The organism is Vibrio sp. MMG023 (assembly GCF_021654215.1).
GTDB classification, from domain to species: domain Bacteria; phylum Pseudomonadota; class Gammaproteobacteria; order Enterobacterales; family Vibrionaceae; genus Vibrio; species Vibrio jasicida.
In genome coordinates this window covers 254,383-270,665 of record NZ_JAKFZP010000006.1, presented here as the reverse complement: position 1 = coordinate 270,665, position 16,283 = coordinate 254,383, and the positions used below count along the sequence as shown (strand labels likewise).

Sequence of the window (16,283 nt, the reverse complement as noted above, 5' to 3'; positions counted from 1 at the left end):
AGGTAGCCGTTTTTATTCGTTCTTCTATGCTACAGCTTTAATCCTTCCATTACGGCCGTTGGTAGCTGTTGCTTAAAGTCGGCGATGAGTTCGACTTTGTCTTCTGATAATTCAAGTAGTTCACTACGAAGGTGGAACATACAGGTCCCAAATTTCTCGTCAAAGTTAGGCACCATAGAGGTTACGCCGGACGATGCGGCCTGTAGAGCAACTAAAGTCGGTTCAATGACGTGGCTTTGATACGTGTCGTCTTCCATAATGATGGTCGGAGAGAACCCTTGAATTTCCTCCATAACAGGTTCTACATGTGCAGTGATCAATGTTGCTGCTTTATTGTTGGCGGCATCACCAGCTGCTGCTTTTAGTTTTCCAAACATAATCCTCTTCCTTTATTCGTATTGGTTCACTCGCGTATAAAATCGGCGAGTGAGGTAAAAATATGGTTAAGGAGGGTGTGGTATATTCGGGTGTATATCTAGGTGGTAATTTTAATTTTTGCTTATACTTCAAAGTAATAGCCTTGCTTAGTAATAAGGCTATGACTATTTGTTTCGATTGTTTTCTGTCAATATTATTTTAGTTTTACTTTTCGTGATGTGTTTTTAATCGAGATTTAATACGACTCAAACTGATGGCGGTAATTCCCAAATAAGCCGCGATTTGACTATCAGTAATGCGCTGTTCTAGATCTGGATAGTGCTGGCAAAATAATTGGTAGCGCTCTTCTGGAGAGTAGAGCAACATAAAGCGTTCTTTGTTTTCTTTATGCATTAATTGAGCTTCGAGCAGCTTGAGGTAAATAGGGTGCTTCTCTGCTCGCCATTGATGTAGTACCTCTATGGGCAAGCAAAATAAATCACAAGGCGTTAGCGTTTCTAATAAATAAGGGGAAGGCTGGCTCTTAATTAGTCCCTCAAAACCAATCACCCAATCTTTTTCCCAGTAGAACTCTTTACTGAATTCCTTACCTTTGTCGGTCAGGTAACTCGCGTGGCATAACCCCGCTAAAACAAAGTAAATATGAGAGCTGAATTCACCTTGGTGGTTAAGAATATGACGTGTCGGAAGTTCGAGTTGCTGACCGTGTTCAATAAGTTGGTTTGCTTCGCTTTCGAGGAAGCCGTGATTGATTAGGTCAGAAAAAAGATCGTTGTGCATGTGATGACTCAGAAGCGGTTTTCTATATTCTAGCGGAACAAAAAAGCGGCTCACAAGAGCCGCTTAACATCATTGCCAAATAAGACTTATTTTTGGTTTAAGTCGATTTGGTAAATCGCGAAACCTACCTCGTCAGTTGCTACACGTTTCATCGGGTATTGTCCTTTTTCTTTGATGAATTGCGCGGCTTTGTCACTTGGTGACGTTTCAAAGCGAACATCGAGTTTGTTGTTTGATTTAATTGGCGCGAAAGACCAGTTGTTGTCTGCACTCGGTGTTACTTCCCCTTGCTCTTTACTAATGCGAGAGATGTATGCGGCAACCACAGAACGGTTCTCGTCTGGAGAATCAAATGCGATGAAGTCCGGGCCAGTACCCGGGAAGGTTGCACTGTAAGCGCGGTAGTTGTTGGTTGCGATGATGAAGTCTTGCTTCGGATCAACCGGTTTACCGTTGTAAGTCAGGTTCAAGATACGCTGTGAGTCAGGGTTAATCACTTTACAATCAGCATCGTATTTTGGAGGTTGAGTCACGTCGATCTGGTAACTAACACCATCGATCACGTCGAAGTTATACGTACGGAAACTATCCCAGTTGATCAAAGACTGAGGTTTAGTGCTATTCACATCAATATGGTTGAACTGACCAGCACTACACTCTAGCCACTCGTGTACTTCTTTACCTTTAACCTTCATTGCAACAAGCGTGTTCGGGTACAGATAAAGATCTGCGGCGTTACGGAAAGTCAGCTGACCAGACTCTACTTCAGTGAAACCGTTTGGATCGTCTTTGCGTCCACCTACTTTAAATGGTGCCGCTGCACTCAATACCGGAATGTCAGCAAGATCTGGGTCACCTTGGATAAAGCGTTCCACGTAATCTTTCTGCGCTAGGTTGACGATTTGAATCGTTGGGTCATCTTGCACAAGTGCCAGGAAGCTGTACATTACGTCATTTGCTTTACCAATTGGTTGGTTAACAAACTCGCGCGTGCCTTTGTGGTCCTCTACCAATGCATCCACAATGCCTTTATCCGCTTTAGCCAGAGACTTCTTGTTTGCTTTGTCAAAGATAGGACGAGCTTCTGATTGACCCTCTACGACCTGCCACTTGCCGTCTTTCTCTTTCAGCATCAAGTCCATTACACCAACGTGGCTACCCCAGCGACCCGGCATCACAGCCGTTACGCCATTGATAGTACCTTTTGCGTTGTCAACGCCTTGTAGGTTGGCAAAGTCTCTACCCGGGAATACCGCGTGAGAGTGACCAAACGCAATGGCATCAATGCCTTCTACTTCCGTTAAGTAGTAGACTGAGTTTTCTGCGCCTAACTTGTATGGGTCAGTGGAAATGCCAGAGTGAGGTATAGCAACAATCACGTCCGCGCCTGCTTTTTTCATCTCAGGGACCAGTTTTTTCGCTGTCTCTGTGATGTCTTTTGCAAAGACTTTGCCTTCTAGGTTGTTTTTGTCCCATACCATGATTTGTGGTGGTACGAAGCCAATGTAACCCACTTTGATTTCATGGCTTTGACCGTCGGTATCTTTGAACGTATGCGTTTTGATTAGATAAGGCTTGAAGTAGTGCTCGCCAGTCTTTTTGTCGAAAACATTCGCACTAATATAAGGGAAGTTCGCACCATCAATTGTTTTCTTCAGGAAGTCGAGACCGTAATTGAATTCATGGTTACCAATATTACCCACATCGTAGTTGAGTTGGTTCATTGCTTTGTAAACAGGGTGAACTTCGCCAGTCTTAATCCCTTTCGCTGCCATGTAATCGCCCATTGGGCTACCTTGAATCAAGTCTCCATTGTCGACTAAAACACTGTTCACTGCTTCTTCACGAGCTTGTTTAACCAGTGTTGCAGCGCGGCTTAAACCAATTTGTTGTGAAGGTTGGTCTTTGTAGTAATCATAATCCATCACATTGGTGTGAATATCGGTGGTTTCGATGATTCGAAGCTTGATGGTATCGGCCATTGCTGGGCCTGCAAGCGTCAACATACCGCTCAAAACTGCGACGGATACGGGATTAACTGCCATTTTCATGAGGTGCTCCAATTAAATGGGATAGAGGGGTCGTACAGCGTAATGTAACAAATATTAGTGCAAGCTCAGGCTAAGATGCAGAAAACTGTGAACATTAGGCAATTAAATGCGAAGGAATGTGTAAAATTGATGCCTTTTTCACCATTTTGAATGAGACCTAACAAAAGCTTCTTAGCAGTTTTTTGAATAAAAAATGAAATTTTAGAATTTCCGGTAATATAAACCCACCGCCATAATGCCTTGCATAACGATATCAATGGATGATGAGCAAGCACATGGCAGTTAAAGATTCAGTAACGACTTTCCCAATCAATAGGCCTCGGCTGGTTTCGGATAACCAAGCTGCCGATCTTCCGCGTTTCAGCAAACAATCTCTTCAATCTGGTGAAGTCGCCCTTGTAGGTGCAGGTCCGGGTGACCCTGAGCTATTGACGTTAAAAGCACTTAACTGCCTGCAACAAGCTGAAGTCATACTTTACGATTATCTGGTTTCTGACGAGATCATGGCGCTAATTCCAAGCGAAACCATTTTGGTTTGCGTGGGTAAACGTGCAGGTCATCACAGCGTGCCGCAAGAGAAGACCAATCAACTGTTGGTGGATTTTGCTAAGCAAGGTTACAAAGTGGTGCGCATTAAAGGTGGCGATCCATTTGTGTTCGGGCGTGGTGGCGAAGAGTTAGAAGTCTTGGCTGATGCGGGCGTGCGTTTTCAAGTTGTGCCAGGTATTACAGCTGCTGCGGGTGCGACGGCTTATGCTGGGATTCCATTGACTCATCGCGATTACGCGCAATCGGCCTTATTTGTTACCGGCCATCTCAAAGAAGAAAGTGACGATATGGATTGGTCGACACTTGCACGCGGTAATCAAACTTTAGTGATCTACATGGGTTTGATGAAATCACACTATATTCAGAATCAGCTCATCAAACATGGTAGGGCGGCCTCAACACCTATCGCCATCATTGAACGTGGCACTCAAATTCAACAAAAAGTTTTCTCGGGAGATTTGTCCCAACTATCTGAAATATCTAAAAAAGCTCAGGCTCCTTCTTTGATCGTTGTCGGTGAAGTTGTGCGTCTGTCTCAAAAGTTGGACTGGTTTTTGTCTAGTACTGAAATCAACAAAAGTGCTATTGCCAGATCCATATAATTTCAGACCAAAGATTAGGGACGTAATGAGCCTTCAAGCTTAAAAAGGAAATACTAAACATGGACCAACAACGTTTAACTCACCTTAAACAACTCGAAGCGGAAAGTATTCATATTATCCGTGAAGTTGCTGCTGAGTTTGATAACCCAGTCATGATGTATTCGATTGGTAAAGACTCCTCAGTCATGCTGCATCTTGCACGCAAAGCCTTTTATCCGGGCAAAATTCCATTCCCTTTACTGCACGTAGACACGGATTGGAAGTTCCGCGAGATGATTGAGTTTCGTGATCGTACCGCAGAAAAATATGGCTTCGAGCTTTTGGTTCATAAGAACCCAGAAGGTCTTGCAATGGGGTGTAGCCCTTTTGTACACGGGTCTTCCAAGCATACAGATATCATGAAAACTCAAGGTCTTAAACAAGCTCTGAATAAGTACGGTTTTGATGCGGCATTCGGTGGAGCGCGTCGTGATGAAGAAAAATCTCGTGCTAAAGAGCGTGTTTATTCTTTCCGCGATAAGAACCATACCTGGGATCCTAAAAACCAGCGTCCTGAACTTTGGAAGACATACAACGGTCAGGTGAACAAAGGGGAAAGTATTCGCGTATTCCCGCTTTCAAACTGGACTGAGCTAGATATCTGGCAATACATCTATCTAGAGAACATTGAGATTGTCCCACTTTACCTTGCTGACAAGCGTCCAGTTGTTGAACGTGATGGCATGTTGATCATGGTGGATGATGAACGTATGGAGCTTCAACCTGGTGAAGTGATTGAAGAGAAGAGTGTTCGTTTCCGTACTCTTGGGTGTTACCCACTGACGGGGGCTATTGAATCTGAGGCAAATACGCTGACGGGCATTATTGAAGAGATGTTGGTGGCAACCTCAAGTGAACGTCAAGGGCGAGCGATCGACCACGATCAGTCTGGATCGATGGAGCTTAAGAAACGCCAGGGTTACTTCTAAAGGATCTAAGGAAAGATAATGAACAGTGCAGTTGAAGCTCAATTAGCCGAGCTTGGAATTGAAGGCTATTTAACACAACACCAGTACAAGTCTCTGCTTAGATTCCTGACTTGTGGCTCGGTAGATGATGGTAAAAGTACGTTGATTGGACGTTTGCTCCATGACTCAAAACAAATTTATGAAGATCAATTAGCAGCGGTTCACTCAGACAGCCAACGAGTGGGTACGACAGGTGAGAAGCCTGATTTGGCATTACTAGTTGATGGACTGCAAGCTGAGCGTGAACAGGGAATCACCATTGATGTCGCTTACCGTTACTTCTCGACTCAGAAGCGTAAGTTCATCATTGCAGATACGCCGGGACACGAGCAGTACACGCGTAACATGGCAACTGGTGCATCGACCTGTGATCTTGCCGTGATCTTGGTTGATGCGCGTAAAGGTGTATTAGATCAGACTCGTCGTCACTCATTCATTTCTAATCTATTGGGTTTGAAGCACTTTATTGTTGCGATCAACAAGATGGATTTGGTGGATTACTCACAAGAACGTTTTGAAGAAATTCGCGACGAGTATTTAGAGTTTTCTGAGAACCTTGAAGGTGAAACGGACATTCAAATCATTCCAATCTCCGCATTGGAAGGCGATAACGTGGTAGACAAGGGGCAGAACCTGAGTTGGTTTGAAGGCCCGTCGCTACTAGAGTTGCTTGAGAATGTGGATGTTGACCAAGAGAAAGGCGCAGGTGATTTCCGTTTTCCTGTCCAGTATGTGAATCGCCCTAATCTCGACTTCCGTGGCTTCGCTGGCACGATTTCATCGGGCTCGGTGAAAGTTGGTGATGCCATTAAAGCACTGCCGTCTGGGAAAACATCGACCGTTGAACGTATTGTGACTTTTGATGGTGATGTACAAGAGGCGCAGGCTGGTTTAGCGGTAACTCTGACGCTCAACGATGAGATTGATATCAGTCGTGGCGATTTGATTGTGCTGGAAAACGCGCAAGTGGAATCGACAAACCACTTACTTGCTGATGTGGTATGGATGACAGAGCAACCTCTGCAACCGGGTCGTGACTATGACATTAAGATTGCCGGTAAGAAGACCGTTGGTCACGTTGAGGCGATTCGCCACCAATACGATATTAACAACCTTTCAACTCATAGCGCACCAGAGTTACCTCTCAATGGTATTGGCTTGTGTGAGTGGTCACTCAACGAATCCGTTGCGATTGATAACTATCAAGAATGTGCTGATACCGGTGGTTTCATCATCATCGACCGTCTGACTAACGTTACCGTTGGTGCTGGTATGGTGAAAGAGAGTCTCGCGGCAGTTGAGCGAGACTTAACCGATGTCTCTGCGTTTGAACTTGAGCTAAATGCACTGGTTCGTAAGCACTTCCCACATTGGGAAGCCAAAGACCTGAGCCAGTTACTGAAGAAGTAATGAGTTCATTGAGCCTGACCGAATTGCGAATGCAGTCAGGCTGATTTCCCCCCGAACCCAGAATGCTAGGAAGCCCAAGAAACCAAGCATTCTGGCGTTCTTTTTCGCTTGCTTTGCTTTTTTATCTTGTGACTCATTTGTCACTCTGTGCAGCCAGTATGCACATGTCGTTGTTATGCCCGAATCGGGCTTGTTGGTAAGGAAAGGCTATGTGGGAACAAGGATTTGTATTAGCGATATTGCTTGGCATTATCACTTGTTTACTTGTAACCAAACTGAAGCCGAGTTATGTGTTTGCTGGCGCTGCCTTTATTGCGTTTATGGCGGGCATGTTAGAGCTCAATACCATTGCGGCTAACTTTACTAACTCTTCTCTTCTGACGCTGGTCTTGTTGATTCTCGCATCGAGCGCATTAGAAAAAACCTTATTGATCAGTTGGGTAAGTCGCAGTATTTCAGAGGGCAATCTTGGTAGCGTGATTGCCAAGTTAGGCTTTTCTACCGCGCTGCTTTCTTCTTTTACTAATAATACCGCGGTTGTGGTGTCGTTAATTGGTGCGATCAAACGTAATCAGCAGCACGCACCCTCTAAGCTATTGATCCCGCTTTCTTATGCCGCGATTTTTGGTGGCACACTGACACTTATTGGCACCTCTACCAACTTAATAATCAACAGCTTTGTTGAGGATGCGGGCTTACCAAGTCTCAACTTTTTTACACCGACCATGATTGGTTTAGCCGTGCTGGTTGGGGGCGTGCTTATTTTGATCCCGTTGAGTTATTTGTTGCCTAATTATGATGATCAAAGCCAAGAAGATTTACCTTATTTCTTAGAGTCTCGAGTTGAGCCGGGCTCACCTTTGGTTGGGCGCACTATCACGGAAAATAATTTACGAGCATTAAGAAAGCTGTTCCTTGCCGAAGTCGTTCGTGATGGCGTGACCGTACCGTCAGTTGGGCCTGATTTTGTTCTCAACGCAAAAGACCGATTGTTGTTTTGTGGTGATGTTGAAAGCGTTGCTACGTTGCAAGAGATCCCTGGACTGACGCTCTTTGGTCATCAGCATCTCAATGGCCAAAACTTTATCGAGGTGGTAGTAAGCTCTTCAGCCACGTTCTGTCACAAAACATTGAAAGAGAGTCGATTTCGGGACCGATTCGATGCTGTAGTCGTGGCGATTCGCCGTGGTCATGAACGACTTGAAGGTGGTTTGGGTAACATTACCCTAGCGGCAGGAGATACGCTGGTTTTGGTACCCGGAAAGCGTTTTGAAACTGAACGTCGAGCCCATCGTAAAGAGTTTGTTCTGGTTAACGATTTGGATTCCAGCGCACGTTTGGATGCCAATAAATCGGCATTAGTGCTTATTGGCTTTTCCGCTGTGATTGCCTTTGCTCTATTGGAGTTGGTGCCAATTATTAAAGGTTTGGCGGTTTATCTTATTGCTCTGCTCGCGTTTGGTGTCATTCAGCTTTCTGAGCTGCGTCGTCGTTTCCCAATCGATATTGTGGTGATTGTTGGTTCTGCGTTATCTATCGCTCAACTGATGATTTCCTCTGGACTGTCCGTACGAATGGGCGACATGTTTATTGAAGCGTTCAATGGTTGGGGTGTGTTTGGTGCGCTGGTGGCAACCTACATCATGACCTTAGTATTGACTGAGCTTGTAACGAACAATGCGGCAGCGGCGCTGTCTTTCCCTATTGGCTATAGCATGGCGGTAGGTTATGGCGTTGACCCTATGCCTTTTATCATGGCGGTGTTATTTGGTGCTAGCGCAAGTTTTATTTCTCCTTACGGATACCAAACCAATTTGTTGGTGTACAGCGTAGGGAATTACAAATTGACCGATTATGTGCGAATTGGCGTGCCGATTTCCATCGTGTATTCAGTGTTAGTACTGACGCTGATTCCGGTCTTTTTTCCGTTTTAATCTGTAAATTTACAAGGATACGTTATGACTGCCGAAACTCCGGTAAAAGATGAAAACATCGTTTGGCATCAGCACTCGGTTGATAAACAGTTTCGTGCTGGATTAAAAAAACAGAAGCCAGCGGTACTTTGGTTTACCGGGCTATCTGGTGCGGGTAAATCAACGGTGGCAGGCGCCTTGGAAAATCGCTTAGCTGAACTGGGTTACCACACTTATTTGCTGGATGGCGACAATGTGCGCCACGGTTTATGTAGCGATTTAGGCTTTTCTGAACAAGACCGTAGAGAAAATATTCGTCGCATTGGTGAGCTCGCTAAGCTGATGGCAGACGCAGGGCTAATCGTATTGTCTGCGTTTATTTCTCCTCATCGTGCTGAGCGCCAATTAGTGCGTGATTTAGTTCCTGAGGGCGAGTTTATTGAGGTGTTTGTCAACGCCTCTCTTGATGTGTGTGAAAGTCGCGATCCTAAAGGTTTATACAAAAAAGCGCGTGCAGGTGAAATTCCTAACTTCACGGGAATTGATTCGGAGTATCAAGCGCCAGCAAATCCAGAAATTGATTTGCCTGCGGGTGAGAAGAGCGTCGAAGAGCTTGTTGAGTTGTGCTTAATTGACCTCAAACAGCGCGGAGTGATCCGATAAAAAAGCATTTGGATCATCGGTGACCAAAAAGTCATTGTACTGCTCAGGGAGCTTTTGGATCATAGGTGGCCAAAAGCTCTTTTGACATCGTTTAGACGGTGTAATTAACATGACTTTTGGTGTCGCTATGTACACTAAATTTATGATTTAAAAGCGATAACATTTGGTCGTAATATTGATTGTTTGGTTTGTTTCCGAGTAATTTACACAACTCATTGCCCGTCGGTGTAAAACGGTAATACAAAAGTCGTACACCTTTGGTATTCACTTGCAGTGATAAATTCTTGCCTTGATAGTTGAGCATCAATGGTGTCTCAATGCCAATCTCTCCAGACTCTAATTCAGTACTGTGAAGTAAGCCCAATTCAATCAACACTAATAAGCTGGAATAGGGAAGTTGGAAACTCCCCATATTGAGATTGCTGGTGGTGTCACGTTTACCAAAGCTGAACATTCCGCCATGTGCTTTGTAGCCAATCAGTAACTTTCTACTGGTATCTCCACCAAAGCTGCATGCTAACGTCGCGGCTCTTTGTAGGGTTTGGGCTTCCCGTGGTGACATGTCTTTCAGCACTTTTAACGCTTTCATGGAAGTCGAACCAGGGTTGGTAACTTCTCGCTTCATGACTTGCGCCCAGAGTTTTTGCATTGAGCTGTTGTGGATGTCTTGCGCCATATCGAAAAATCGATACAACCAATCTTGATCAGGCTCTCCGGCGGTTTCATCACGGCATGAGCTGTGCGCGAGTTTAAGGATTTGTTCGAGGTTTTTTTGTCTTTGTTCTTGGCGACGTTGTTCGCGTAAATGTGCCCGTTCTAATGCAGGTTTTGCTGGAGGTTCGTTTTGCAGCAAAGCATCGAGCCCATAGATCTGAGCAATGCTTTGAACACGACTTGCGCTGTCTTTGATATAGCCAGACTTTTTCTCGTGATGTGTTTGTTTTTGTGTATTCGATTCGTGTTCGATGACAACGGGTTGCTTTGTCGGTTCTGCCATTTGTTTTCCTGCCAAGAGCTTGCGGTTAACGCTTGCTTAAATTTACACCTTTCTGCTTTTTGCGACTAGAGAGGCACGTCCGGATTTTGACAGAATAAAGGCTATTCAAAATGATAATGAGTTGTTAAAATTGTTATCGTTATTTTGGAGGGGCGATGAAATATTCAGACGCAAGTAAACTGAAAAAGCACCTGTCGATAGCGCTTCTTTTGGTTCTTTATGTTGGTGTATTAGCGTATTTATCTCGCTATATAGTCTAACTGACAGGCATAAAAAAGGCGCCAAATTGACGCCTTGTTGTGAAATTAAAACAAACTACATATCGTCGTAGGCTTCAATACTCGTGCCTTCGATCTCGTATGCGGTTTCTGCGAGTTCGTGGTTGATGGTCTCAGTCTTCAATTTGCCCACCACATAAATCACATCCCACAACTCTTGTACTGGCGCTCCCTTAGGAAACTTCACATAGATGATTTGGTTCGGTGGCGGTGGCGGCACGTGAATACAAGCACCAAAATAAGGCACTAACAAAAACTCCGTGACGGTATTTGCATCGCCTTCTAATGGGATGACAAAACCAGGAATCTTGACTGTGCTTCCGTTCAATTCAGGACGAACGTTACCGACCTTAGATTGCATTGCTGCACCACCGCTGTGGTCTGTGGCTGGCATTCCCATACTATCGAACATCTTGCGTTCGGCTTCTGGGACGAGATCTATCCAATCAAGCTTTAATGGTTCGTCACTGGCCATCACAGGCGCGGTAAACGAAATCATCAGCAAACAGCTAGCGAGTATTTTTTTCCACATTTTTACTAAATCCTTATTGTCATTCCATCACTTAGCGATTGTCGGTAAGCGCGAAATGCCGGGATGAAGCCAATCACAATGCCTGCACATTGTACAAAGCCAAGCAACATCCATTCATACGGCGACAGTGCCGTTAGTGTTAGGTGTATACCATAACTTTGTTGGATTATTGGTTGCAAGAGGGCAAGCATGGAATAAAGACCCACTAATCCCGTCACAATACCTGCGAAGGTCAATAAGCTGGCTTCACTTATCAGTAAGGAAAAGACGTGTTTTGGTCTTGCCCCCATGGCTCGCAGGATCGCCATTTCACGACGACGCTCTTGCAGACTGGTCAATAGGCTGCTTAGCATGCCTAATAACCCTGCCACAACCACAAAGCCTGATACAGCCATGAGTGCTTGCTCGGCAACGGACATCATGCCCCATAATTCATGCAAAGCGACGCCTGGCATGATGGCACTGAGAGGTTCTTTCGGATAGGTGTTGATCTGCCTCTGTAGGGCAAAGGTTTGAATTCGTGATTTTAACCCAACCAACATGGCAGTGATTTGTTTAGGTTGGAAGTCGCGTGATTTTAGCTCATTAGCACTTGGGGTCGGACCTAAACGGGCACCGCTTTCCCAACCTACGTGAATCGCTTCGATCGCCTCTAAAGAAACGTGTACGGTTTTATCGACAGGAGTGCCAGTAGGAGCAAGAATGCCGACCACCTTAAATGGTAAGTTGTCATGCCGGCTAAAACCAACGTCACTGATGCCGTGTGCAATGATGATTTCGCTACCGATTTTATATCCAAGCTGTTTTGCGACATCAGAGCCGAGCACAGTTTCAAACAGGTCATTGAACTCCCTGCCTTCGGACAATTTTAAAGGCTGTTTATTTCCGTATTTATAGTGTTCGAAATAGCTCTGGTTGGTGCCCATTACGCGGAACCCTTTGTGGGAATCTCCGAGTGAGATTGGAATTGCCCAATCGACGGCACTGTGGTTAGCAAACTCTTCGTAGCTTTTCCAATCTATGTTGTTGGTGGCATTGCCGATTCTGAATACTGAGTACAGTAGCAAGTTGACTTGTCCAGAACGGCCACCGACGATTAAATCGGTACCAGAAATGGTGTTAGCGAAGCTGTCCTTAGCTTGGGTTCGAATGCGTTCAACACCCAATAAAAGGACAACTGAAATCGCGACTGTCATGATGGTGAGAATAGCCGTCGCTTTGCGGTTCATCAGGCTTTTCCAAGCGAGCTTTACTACGGCACTCATGATGCGGCTCCTAGGGTTTGCGCTTGATTGATTTCAGGCAAGTTTAGTGTTCTGTGGAAGAGAGATTCCAGAGTTGGATCATGGCTAACAAAAACCAATGTGGCGCTGGCAAGATTGGCTTGTTCCATCAATAACTCAATAAACGCTTTGCGGTTGTCGTGGTCCAATGCTGAAGTTGGCTCGTCAGCAATCACCAGTTCAGGTTGGCCGATCAGTGCACGGGCGGCTGCAACGCGCTGTTGCTGGCCAATACTCAGCTCAGAGACAGGCTTATTGTGTAGTGCTTTCGGAAGATGTAAACGTTCTAGCAGTGATGTTGCTTGCTCTTCAAGCGTTGCATTCGAAGCGTTTGGTGCAACGCGATCTCGGCGAATTTTGCTGAATTGGCATGGAATTAGGACGTTTTCGATCACATTCAAATAAGGCAACAAATTGAATTGTTGGAAGATATAGCCAATGTGATCGGCACGAAATTTGTCTCTTTGGCTTGCTCTTAAGCTTGCAAGATCGGTATCAAGTACAGACAGAGAACCCGATGTAAGAGTATTGATTCCAGTTAGTAGGGCAAGCAGAGTCGATTTACCACAGCCGCTAGGGCCTTTGATAAAGACATGCTCACCTTGAGCGATGTGTAAGTGTGGAATATTAATGGTCGCGCTTTCTGAGCCGGGCCAGACAAACTGGGCATTATTCAGCTCAACAACGTTTGACGTGGTTTCAGTCATAATAAATTACCAAGGCAATAGCGTGTGAGCACTCACTCACACGCTATGTGATTTATTTAATTGCGATCTTAGTGTTGTTTTTGCTTAGGCTTGTCGCAGACTGAGTTGTGTCAGTAAATAAGTTGACGCTGATGGACTCTGTTGCTGGGAATTGCTTGAACCAAGTCGTATCAATGCTATTTAGATCGGCGACTGAATCACAGTGGAAACGGTACTCAACGGTGAACTCACCGTGACCGCCGTGATCGTGTCCTTCGTGGTCATGACCTGCGTGATCGTGGTGGTCATCATGAGCATGTTCGTCATGGTCGTGACCTTCATGGCCATCATGATCGTGTTTATCGTGGTCGTGACCCTCGTGGTCGCCATGCTCATGTTTGTCATGGTCGTGACCCTCATGGCTATCGTGGTCGTGCTTATCATGATCATGTCCTTCGTGGTTACCATGATCGTGGCCTTCATGAGAATCTTGGCCAAGCGTATGCGCGACTTGAACTTCTTCAATCACACACTTCGCTTGCTGGTTAATTGCAAACAGTTTGTTTGTGTCTTTTAGTGCGGCAACCGCTCGTTTTAAGGCTTGCTCTTGCTCTGCATTTTCAGGTGCGTGCTCAAAACCAACCACGTCAGCACCTGGAGAAGTGATTTCAATTAGTAAGTCTTTTCCGTCTTGAGCAATGTTGAATTCGACATGACCATGAACGTGCGCTTCATGTTGACGATATTCTTCTGCGTTAGCAGTAGCTGATAGAGAAAGTCCGATAACAAGAGCTAAAGCGTGTTTAGATGGCATTTTCTTATTCCTAATTTTGTTTAATTTTTTATGTGTTACTTGCTCAAATAGCAAAGTGAATAACAAAGTTTGTTCTTAGTATGGGTAGTGGTTTTTAGAACGCAAAATTAGGTGGTGCACGCGCGGTATACGTGACGTCCTCTAAATGAGAGGTGATTTCGGCTACATCTACGTGAGCGAGTCTAGAGAAGGTGGGCGCACTGAGTTCTGGCTGAGCCTTCGCAAGCCCTTGATGCGCTCCGGCAAACATTTGGCAATGATGTTCACTGTGGTGTTCGGGAATAAGGTCGAGTTGATGAGCAATAGTGGCAAAGTTCCAAGCGATCAACAACGCAACACTGAACAATACAACAGTGCGATGCCAATGATGTGTAATTGCTTGCCAACGACAGTGCATCTTAAAGCCCGAAACGATACCTAGTGTTATAATATAACACCCATTTTTATGAAAAGTTCACTCTTTTGTTCGTATAGAGCAAATTATCTATGCAGGAATAAGAACTTACGCAGAAAGAAAGGAATGACGCTCCCCGCTTGAGAGTAACAAGGAGCGAGTGAGTATTAGATGCTTTGTTTAATGAGGCCAAGTACTTGGTTGATTTCATCTGCTGTCAATGCGCCTTCTTTGATAAACAGGATCTTACCTTGCTTATCTTGCACTACGATTGCCGAGCTTTCTTCTTGTAGTGCCCAAGTGCTAGCCACAACACCGTTCTCATCTAAAACCATTGATGACCATGGGAATTCTTTTTTACTGTCTTGTGCTGATGATTTCACAAAAGAGCCCGTTCCCCAGATTGAGTCGTCTTGGTTGATGATGGTTGTAGTTTGGTAGGCATCTTCCGGGAACTTAGCGTCAGTTAGCGCTGTCATCAACGGCGCGTTCATTTCTTTCGAGCTGCTGCGTCCTGCAATGGCATGAATCACTCGTACTTTTCCTAGCATTTGTTGTGTCGCCCAAGGCTGGTACGCCACACCTTCACCTTGCAGTACGATTTCGCCGTACGCGTCTACTTTTGCTGCTGGAACTGCTTCACCCATTGAAAGGTTGTGAGCAAGCGCAAGACCAGGTGCAAGAGCGAAGAAAATAGGAAGGAGAGTCTTAGTTTTCATATTGTTATGTTCCGTATGGGTTGTGAGACTTACCAAGTATATACTTACGATGCATAAAAATGTAGAACTGCTTATAACAATTATTTAACGTACAGAGTTAAGTAATGTTGCGTTTAGGTTGGAATTTGGTACAATGAACCTCGTCGCAAATAGCGCATAAAGATTGCCAAGGAAAGAGCAATCATGTTTTTCTCAAAAGGATATTGAGGTGGTTATGCTTCGTGAGTTTGCTGTTTACCGTCCACGTCAGGTGGCGCGTTTCGTTAAGACTTTATTCAAAGGTCAGTTCTCAATTGCTGGAGTTGGTCAGTTCCGTTTTGATAACGGTAAAGTGCTACTACCAGACATCAAAAACCCCCAACAATTGTCGGTATTCAAAGAAGTTAACAGGGCCATTTTATCTCTACCTGTTTAATTGTCAGAATTGTAAAAGAGCGACTTTCGTCGCTCTTTTTAGTTTGGGACTAACCTTGAAGGCTTGGTGGGAAGCAGACCCCCGTGCCGCCTAAACCACAGTAACCGTTTGGATTCTTTGCTAGGTATTGCTGGTGGTACGTCTCAGCGAAGTAATAAGGCCCAGCGGCTTGAATTTCTGTGGTGATGGCTGCGCGTTGATCTTCTTGTAATGCTTGTTGGTATTGTGTTTTCGATTTTTCTGCCACTTTTAACTGTTCTTGTGAGTAGGTATAAATCGCAGAACGGTATTGAGTGCCGAGATCGTTACCTTGGCGCATGCCTTGAGTTGGATCGTGCTTCTCCCAAAATGCGGCAAGCAGTTGCTCTAGAGAAATTACTCGTTCATCGAAGATGACTCTTACGACTTCTGTATGTCCTGTTTTTCCGCTACACACTTCATCGTATGTTGGATTCTGCGTATAGCCTCCGGCGTAGCCTACAGACGTCGACATCACACCTTCAAGTTGCCAGAAAAAACGTTCTGCTCCCCAAAAACATCCCATACCGAATAATATTTGTTGTTGGTGAGCTTGCGGTGATGCCGTTAAGCTTGATTGATTAACAAAATGGGTGTCATCAATCTGCATTGATGCCTCTCTACCTGGCAGTGCATCTTCTATACTGATCATTGTCTGTTTGTTGAGCATAGTATTCGTCCTTCAATACGTGTCTTAATTTTGCGAACTTTAATATTCAGTCTGAATCTGATGGTGTAATGACATAGACCGCGGTAAACCTATTAATATTACAGACTTAGCCTTTATTTGGCGT

Annotated in this window: 17 protein-coding genes; 6 read left to right on the top strand and 11 right to left on the bottom strand. The window is 44.9% G+C overall.

What is annotated here, in order from left to right:
- Positions 1-29: 29 nt before the first annotated feature.
- The 3 genes from L1076_RS19845 to cpdB form a co-directional block, all read right to left on the bottom strand.
- Positions 30-377 carry a hypothetical protein gene (locus tag L1076_RS19845; protein ID WP_042599794.1) on the bottom strand — a complete coding sequence of 116 codons (348 nt, stop codon included), beginning with the start codon at positions 375-377 and terminating at the stop codon, positions 30-32.
- Positions 378-582: 205 nt separating this feature from the next.
- Positions 583-1,158: a Crp/Fnr family transcriptional regulator gene (locus tag L1076_RS19840; protein WP_039974664.1), complete on the bottom strand. Its 576-nt coding sequence runs from the start codon at positions 1,156-1,158 to the stop codon at positions 583-585.
- Positions 1,159-1,244: 86 nt separating this feature from the next.
- Positions 1,245-3,209 (bottom strand): 2',3'-cyclic-nucleotide 2'-phosphodiesterase, encoded by a 1,965-nt coding sequence (cpdB, locus tag L1076_RS19835; protein ID WP_038864921.1) that lies wholly within the window; start codon positions 3,207-3,209, stop codon positions 1,245-1,247.
- A gap of 275 nt (positions 3,210-3,484) precedes the next feature.
- On the opposite strand from cpdB, the gene cobA reads away from it, so the two are divergent.
- The 5 genes from cobA (at position 3,485) to cysC (ending at position 9,353) form a co-directional block, all read left to right on the top strand.
- Complete coding sequence (gene cobA, locus L1076_RS19830) at positions 3,485-4,360, top strand: uroporphyrinogen-III C-methyltransferase (RefSeq protein WP_181136899.1); 876 nt, start codon at positions 3,485-3,487, stop codon at positions 4,358-4,360.
- A gap of 59 nt (positions 4,361-4,419) precedes the next feature.
- The gene (gene cysD / locus L1076_RS19825) at positions 4,420-5,328 is read left to right on the top strand and encodes a sulfate adenylyltransferase subunit CysD (protein WP_038864925.1); all 909 of its coding nucleotides are present in this window, start codon (positions 4,420-4,422) and stop codon (positions 5,326-5,328) included.
- A gap of 18 nt (positions 5,329-5,346) precedes the next feature.
- On the top strand, positions 5,347-6,777 hold the full coding sequence (gene cysN, locus L1076_RS19820; protein ID WP_038864927.1) for a sulfate adenylyltransferase subunit CysN: 1,431 nt from the start codon (positions 5,347-5,349) through the stop codon (positions 6,775-6,777).
- A gap of 209 nt (positions 6,778-6,986) precedes the next feature.
- Complete coding sequence (locus L1076_RS19815; protein ID WP_038876803.1) at positions 6,987-8,711, top strand: SLC13 family permease; 1,725 nt, start codon at positions 6,987-6,989, stop codon at positions 8,709-8,711.
- Between the two features lie 24 nt (positions 8,712-8,735).
- Entirely contained in the window at positions 8,736-9,353 is a 618-nt protein-coding gene (cysC, locus tag L1076_RS19810; RefSeq protein WP_038864931.1) for an adenylyl-sulfate kinase, read from the top strand.
- A gap of 91 nt (positions 9,354-9,444) precedes the next feature.
- Here the strand turns inward: cysC and L1076_RS19805 are convergent, their stop codons facing one another.
- The 7 genes from L1076_RS19805 to L1076_RS19775 form a co-directional block, all read right to left on the bottom strand.
- Positions 9,445-10,350, bottom strand: a complete 906-nt coding sequence (locus tag L1076_RS19805; RefSeq protein ID WP_038864933.1) for a TIGR03899 family protein — start codon at positions 10,348-10,350, stop codon at positions 9,445-9,447.
- A gap of 315 nt (positions 10,351-10,665) precedes the next feature.
- A complete protein-coding gene (locus L1076_RS19800) occupies positions 10,666-11,160 on the bottom strand; it encodes a DUF3299 domain-containing protein (RefSeq protein WP_039974669.1) in 495 nt (164 codons plus the stop codon).
- Between the two features lie 5 nt (positions 11,161-11,165).
- On the bottom strand, positions 11,166-12,425 hold the full coding sequence (locus L1076_RS19795; protein WP_237304319.1) for an ABC transporter permease: 1,260 nt from the start codon (positions 12,423-12,425) through the stop codon (positions 11,166-11,168).
- A complete protein-coding gene (locus L1076_RS19790) occupies positions 12,422-13,150 on the bottom strand; it encodes an ABC transporter ATP-binding protein (RefSeq protein ID WP_038878341.1) in 729 nt (242 codons plus the stop codon). The genes L1076_RS19795 and L1076_RS19790 overlap by 4 nt, the downstream gene beginning before the upstream one ends.
- A 52-nt stretch (positions 13,151-13,202) precedes the next feature.
- On the bottom strand, positions 13,203-13,943 hold the full coding sequence (locus L1076_RS19785; RefSeq protein WP_237304318.1) for a DUF2796 domain-containing protein: 741 nt from the start codon (positions 13,941-13,943) through the stop codon (positions 13,203-13,205).
- 94 nt (positions 13,944-14,037) lie between these two features.
- On the bottom strand, positions 14,038-14,340 hold the full coding sequence (locus tag L1076_RS19780; protein ID WP_080774269.1) for a DUF2607 family protein: 303 nt from the start codon (positions 14,338-14,340) through the stop codon (positions 14,038-14,040).
- A 164-nt stretch (positions 14,341-14,504) separates the two neighbouring features.
- Positions 14,505-15,056 carry a YtfJ family protein gene (locus L1076_RS19775; RefSeq protein ID WP_038866079.1) on the bottom strand — a complete coding sequence of 184 codons (552 nt, stop codon included), beginning with the start codon at positions 15,054-15,056 and terminating at the stop codon, positions 14,505-14,507.
- A 214-nt stretch (positions 15,057-15,270) separates the two neighbouring features.
- On the opposite strand from L1076_RS19775, the gene L1076_RS19770 reads away from it, so the two are divergent.
- On the top strand, positions 15,271-15,471 hold the full coding sequence (locus L1076_RS19770; protein WP_038866081.1) for a DUF1107 domain-containing protein: 201 nt from the start codon (positions 15,271-15,273) through the stop codon (positions 15,469-15,471).
- Between the two features lie 49 nt (positions 15,472-15,520).
- On the opposite strand, the gene msrA is transcribed toward L1076_RS19770, so the two are convergent.
- Complete coding sequence (gene msrA / locus L1076_RS19765; protein ID WP_039974672.1) at positions 15,521-16,159, bottom strand: peptide-methionine (S)-S-oxide reductase MsrA; 639 nt, start codon at positions 16,157-16,159, stop codon at positions 15,521-15,523.
- Positions 16,160-16,283 lie beyond the last annotated feature (124 nt).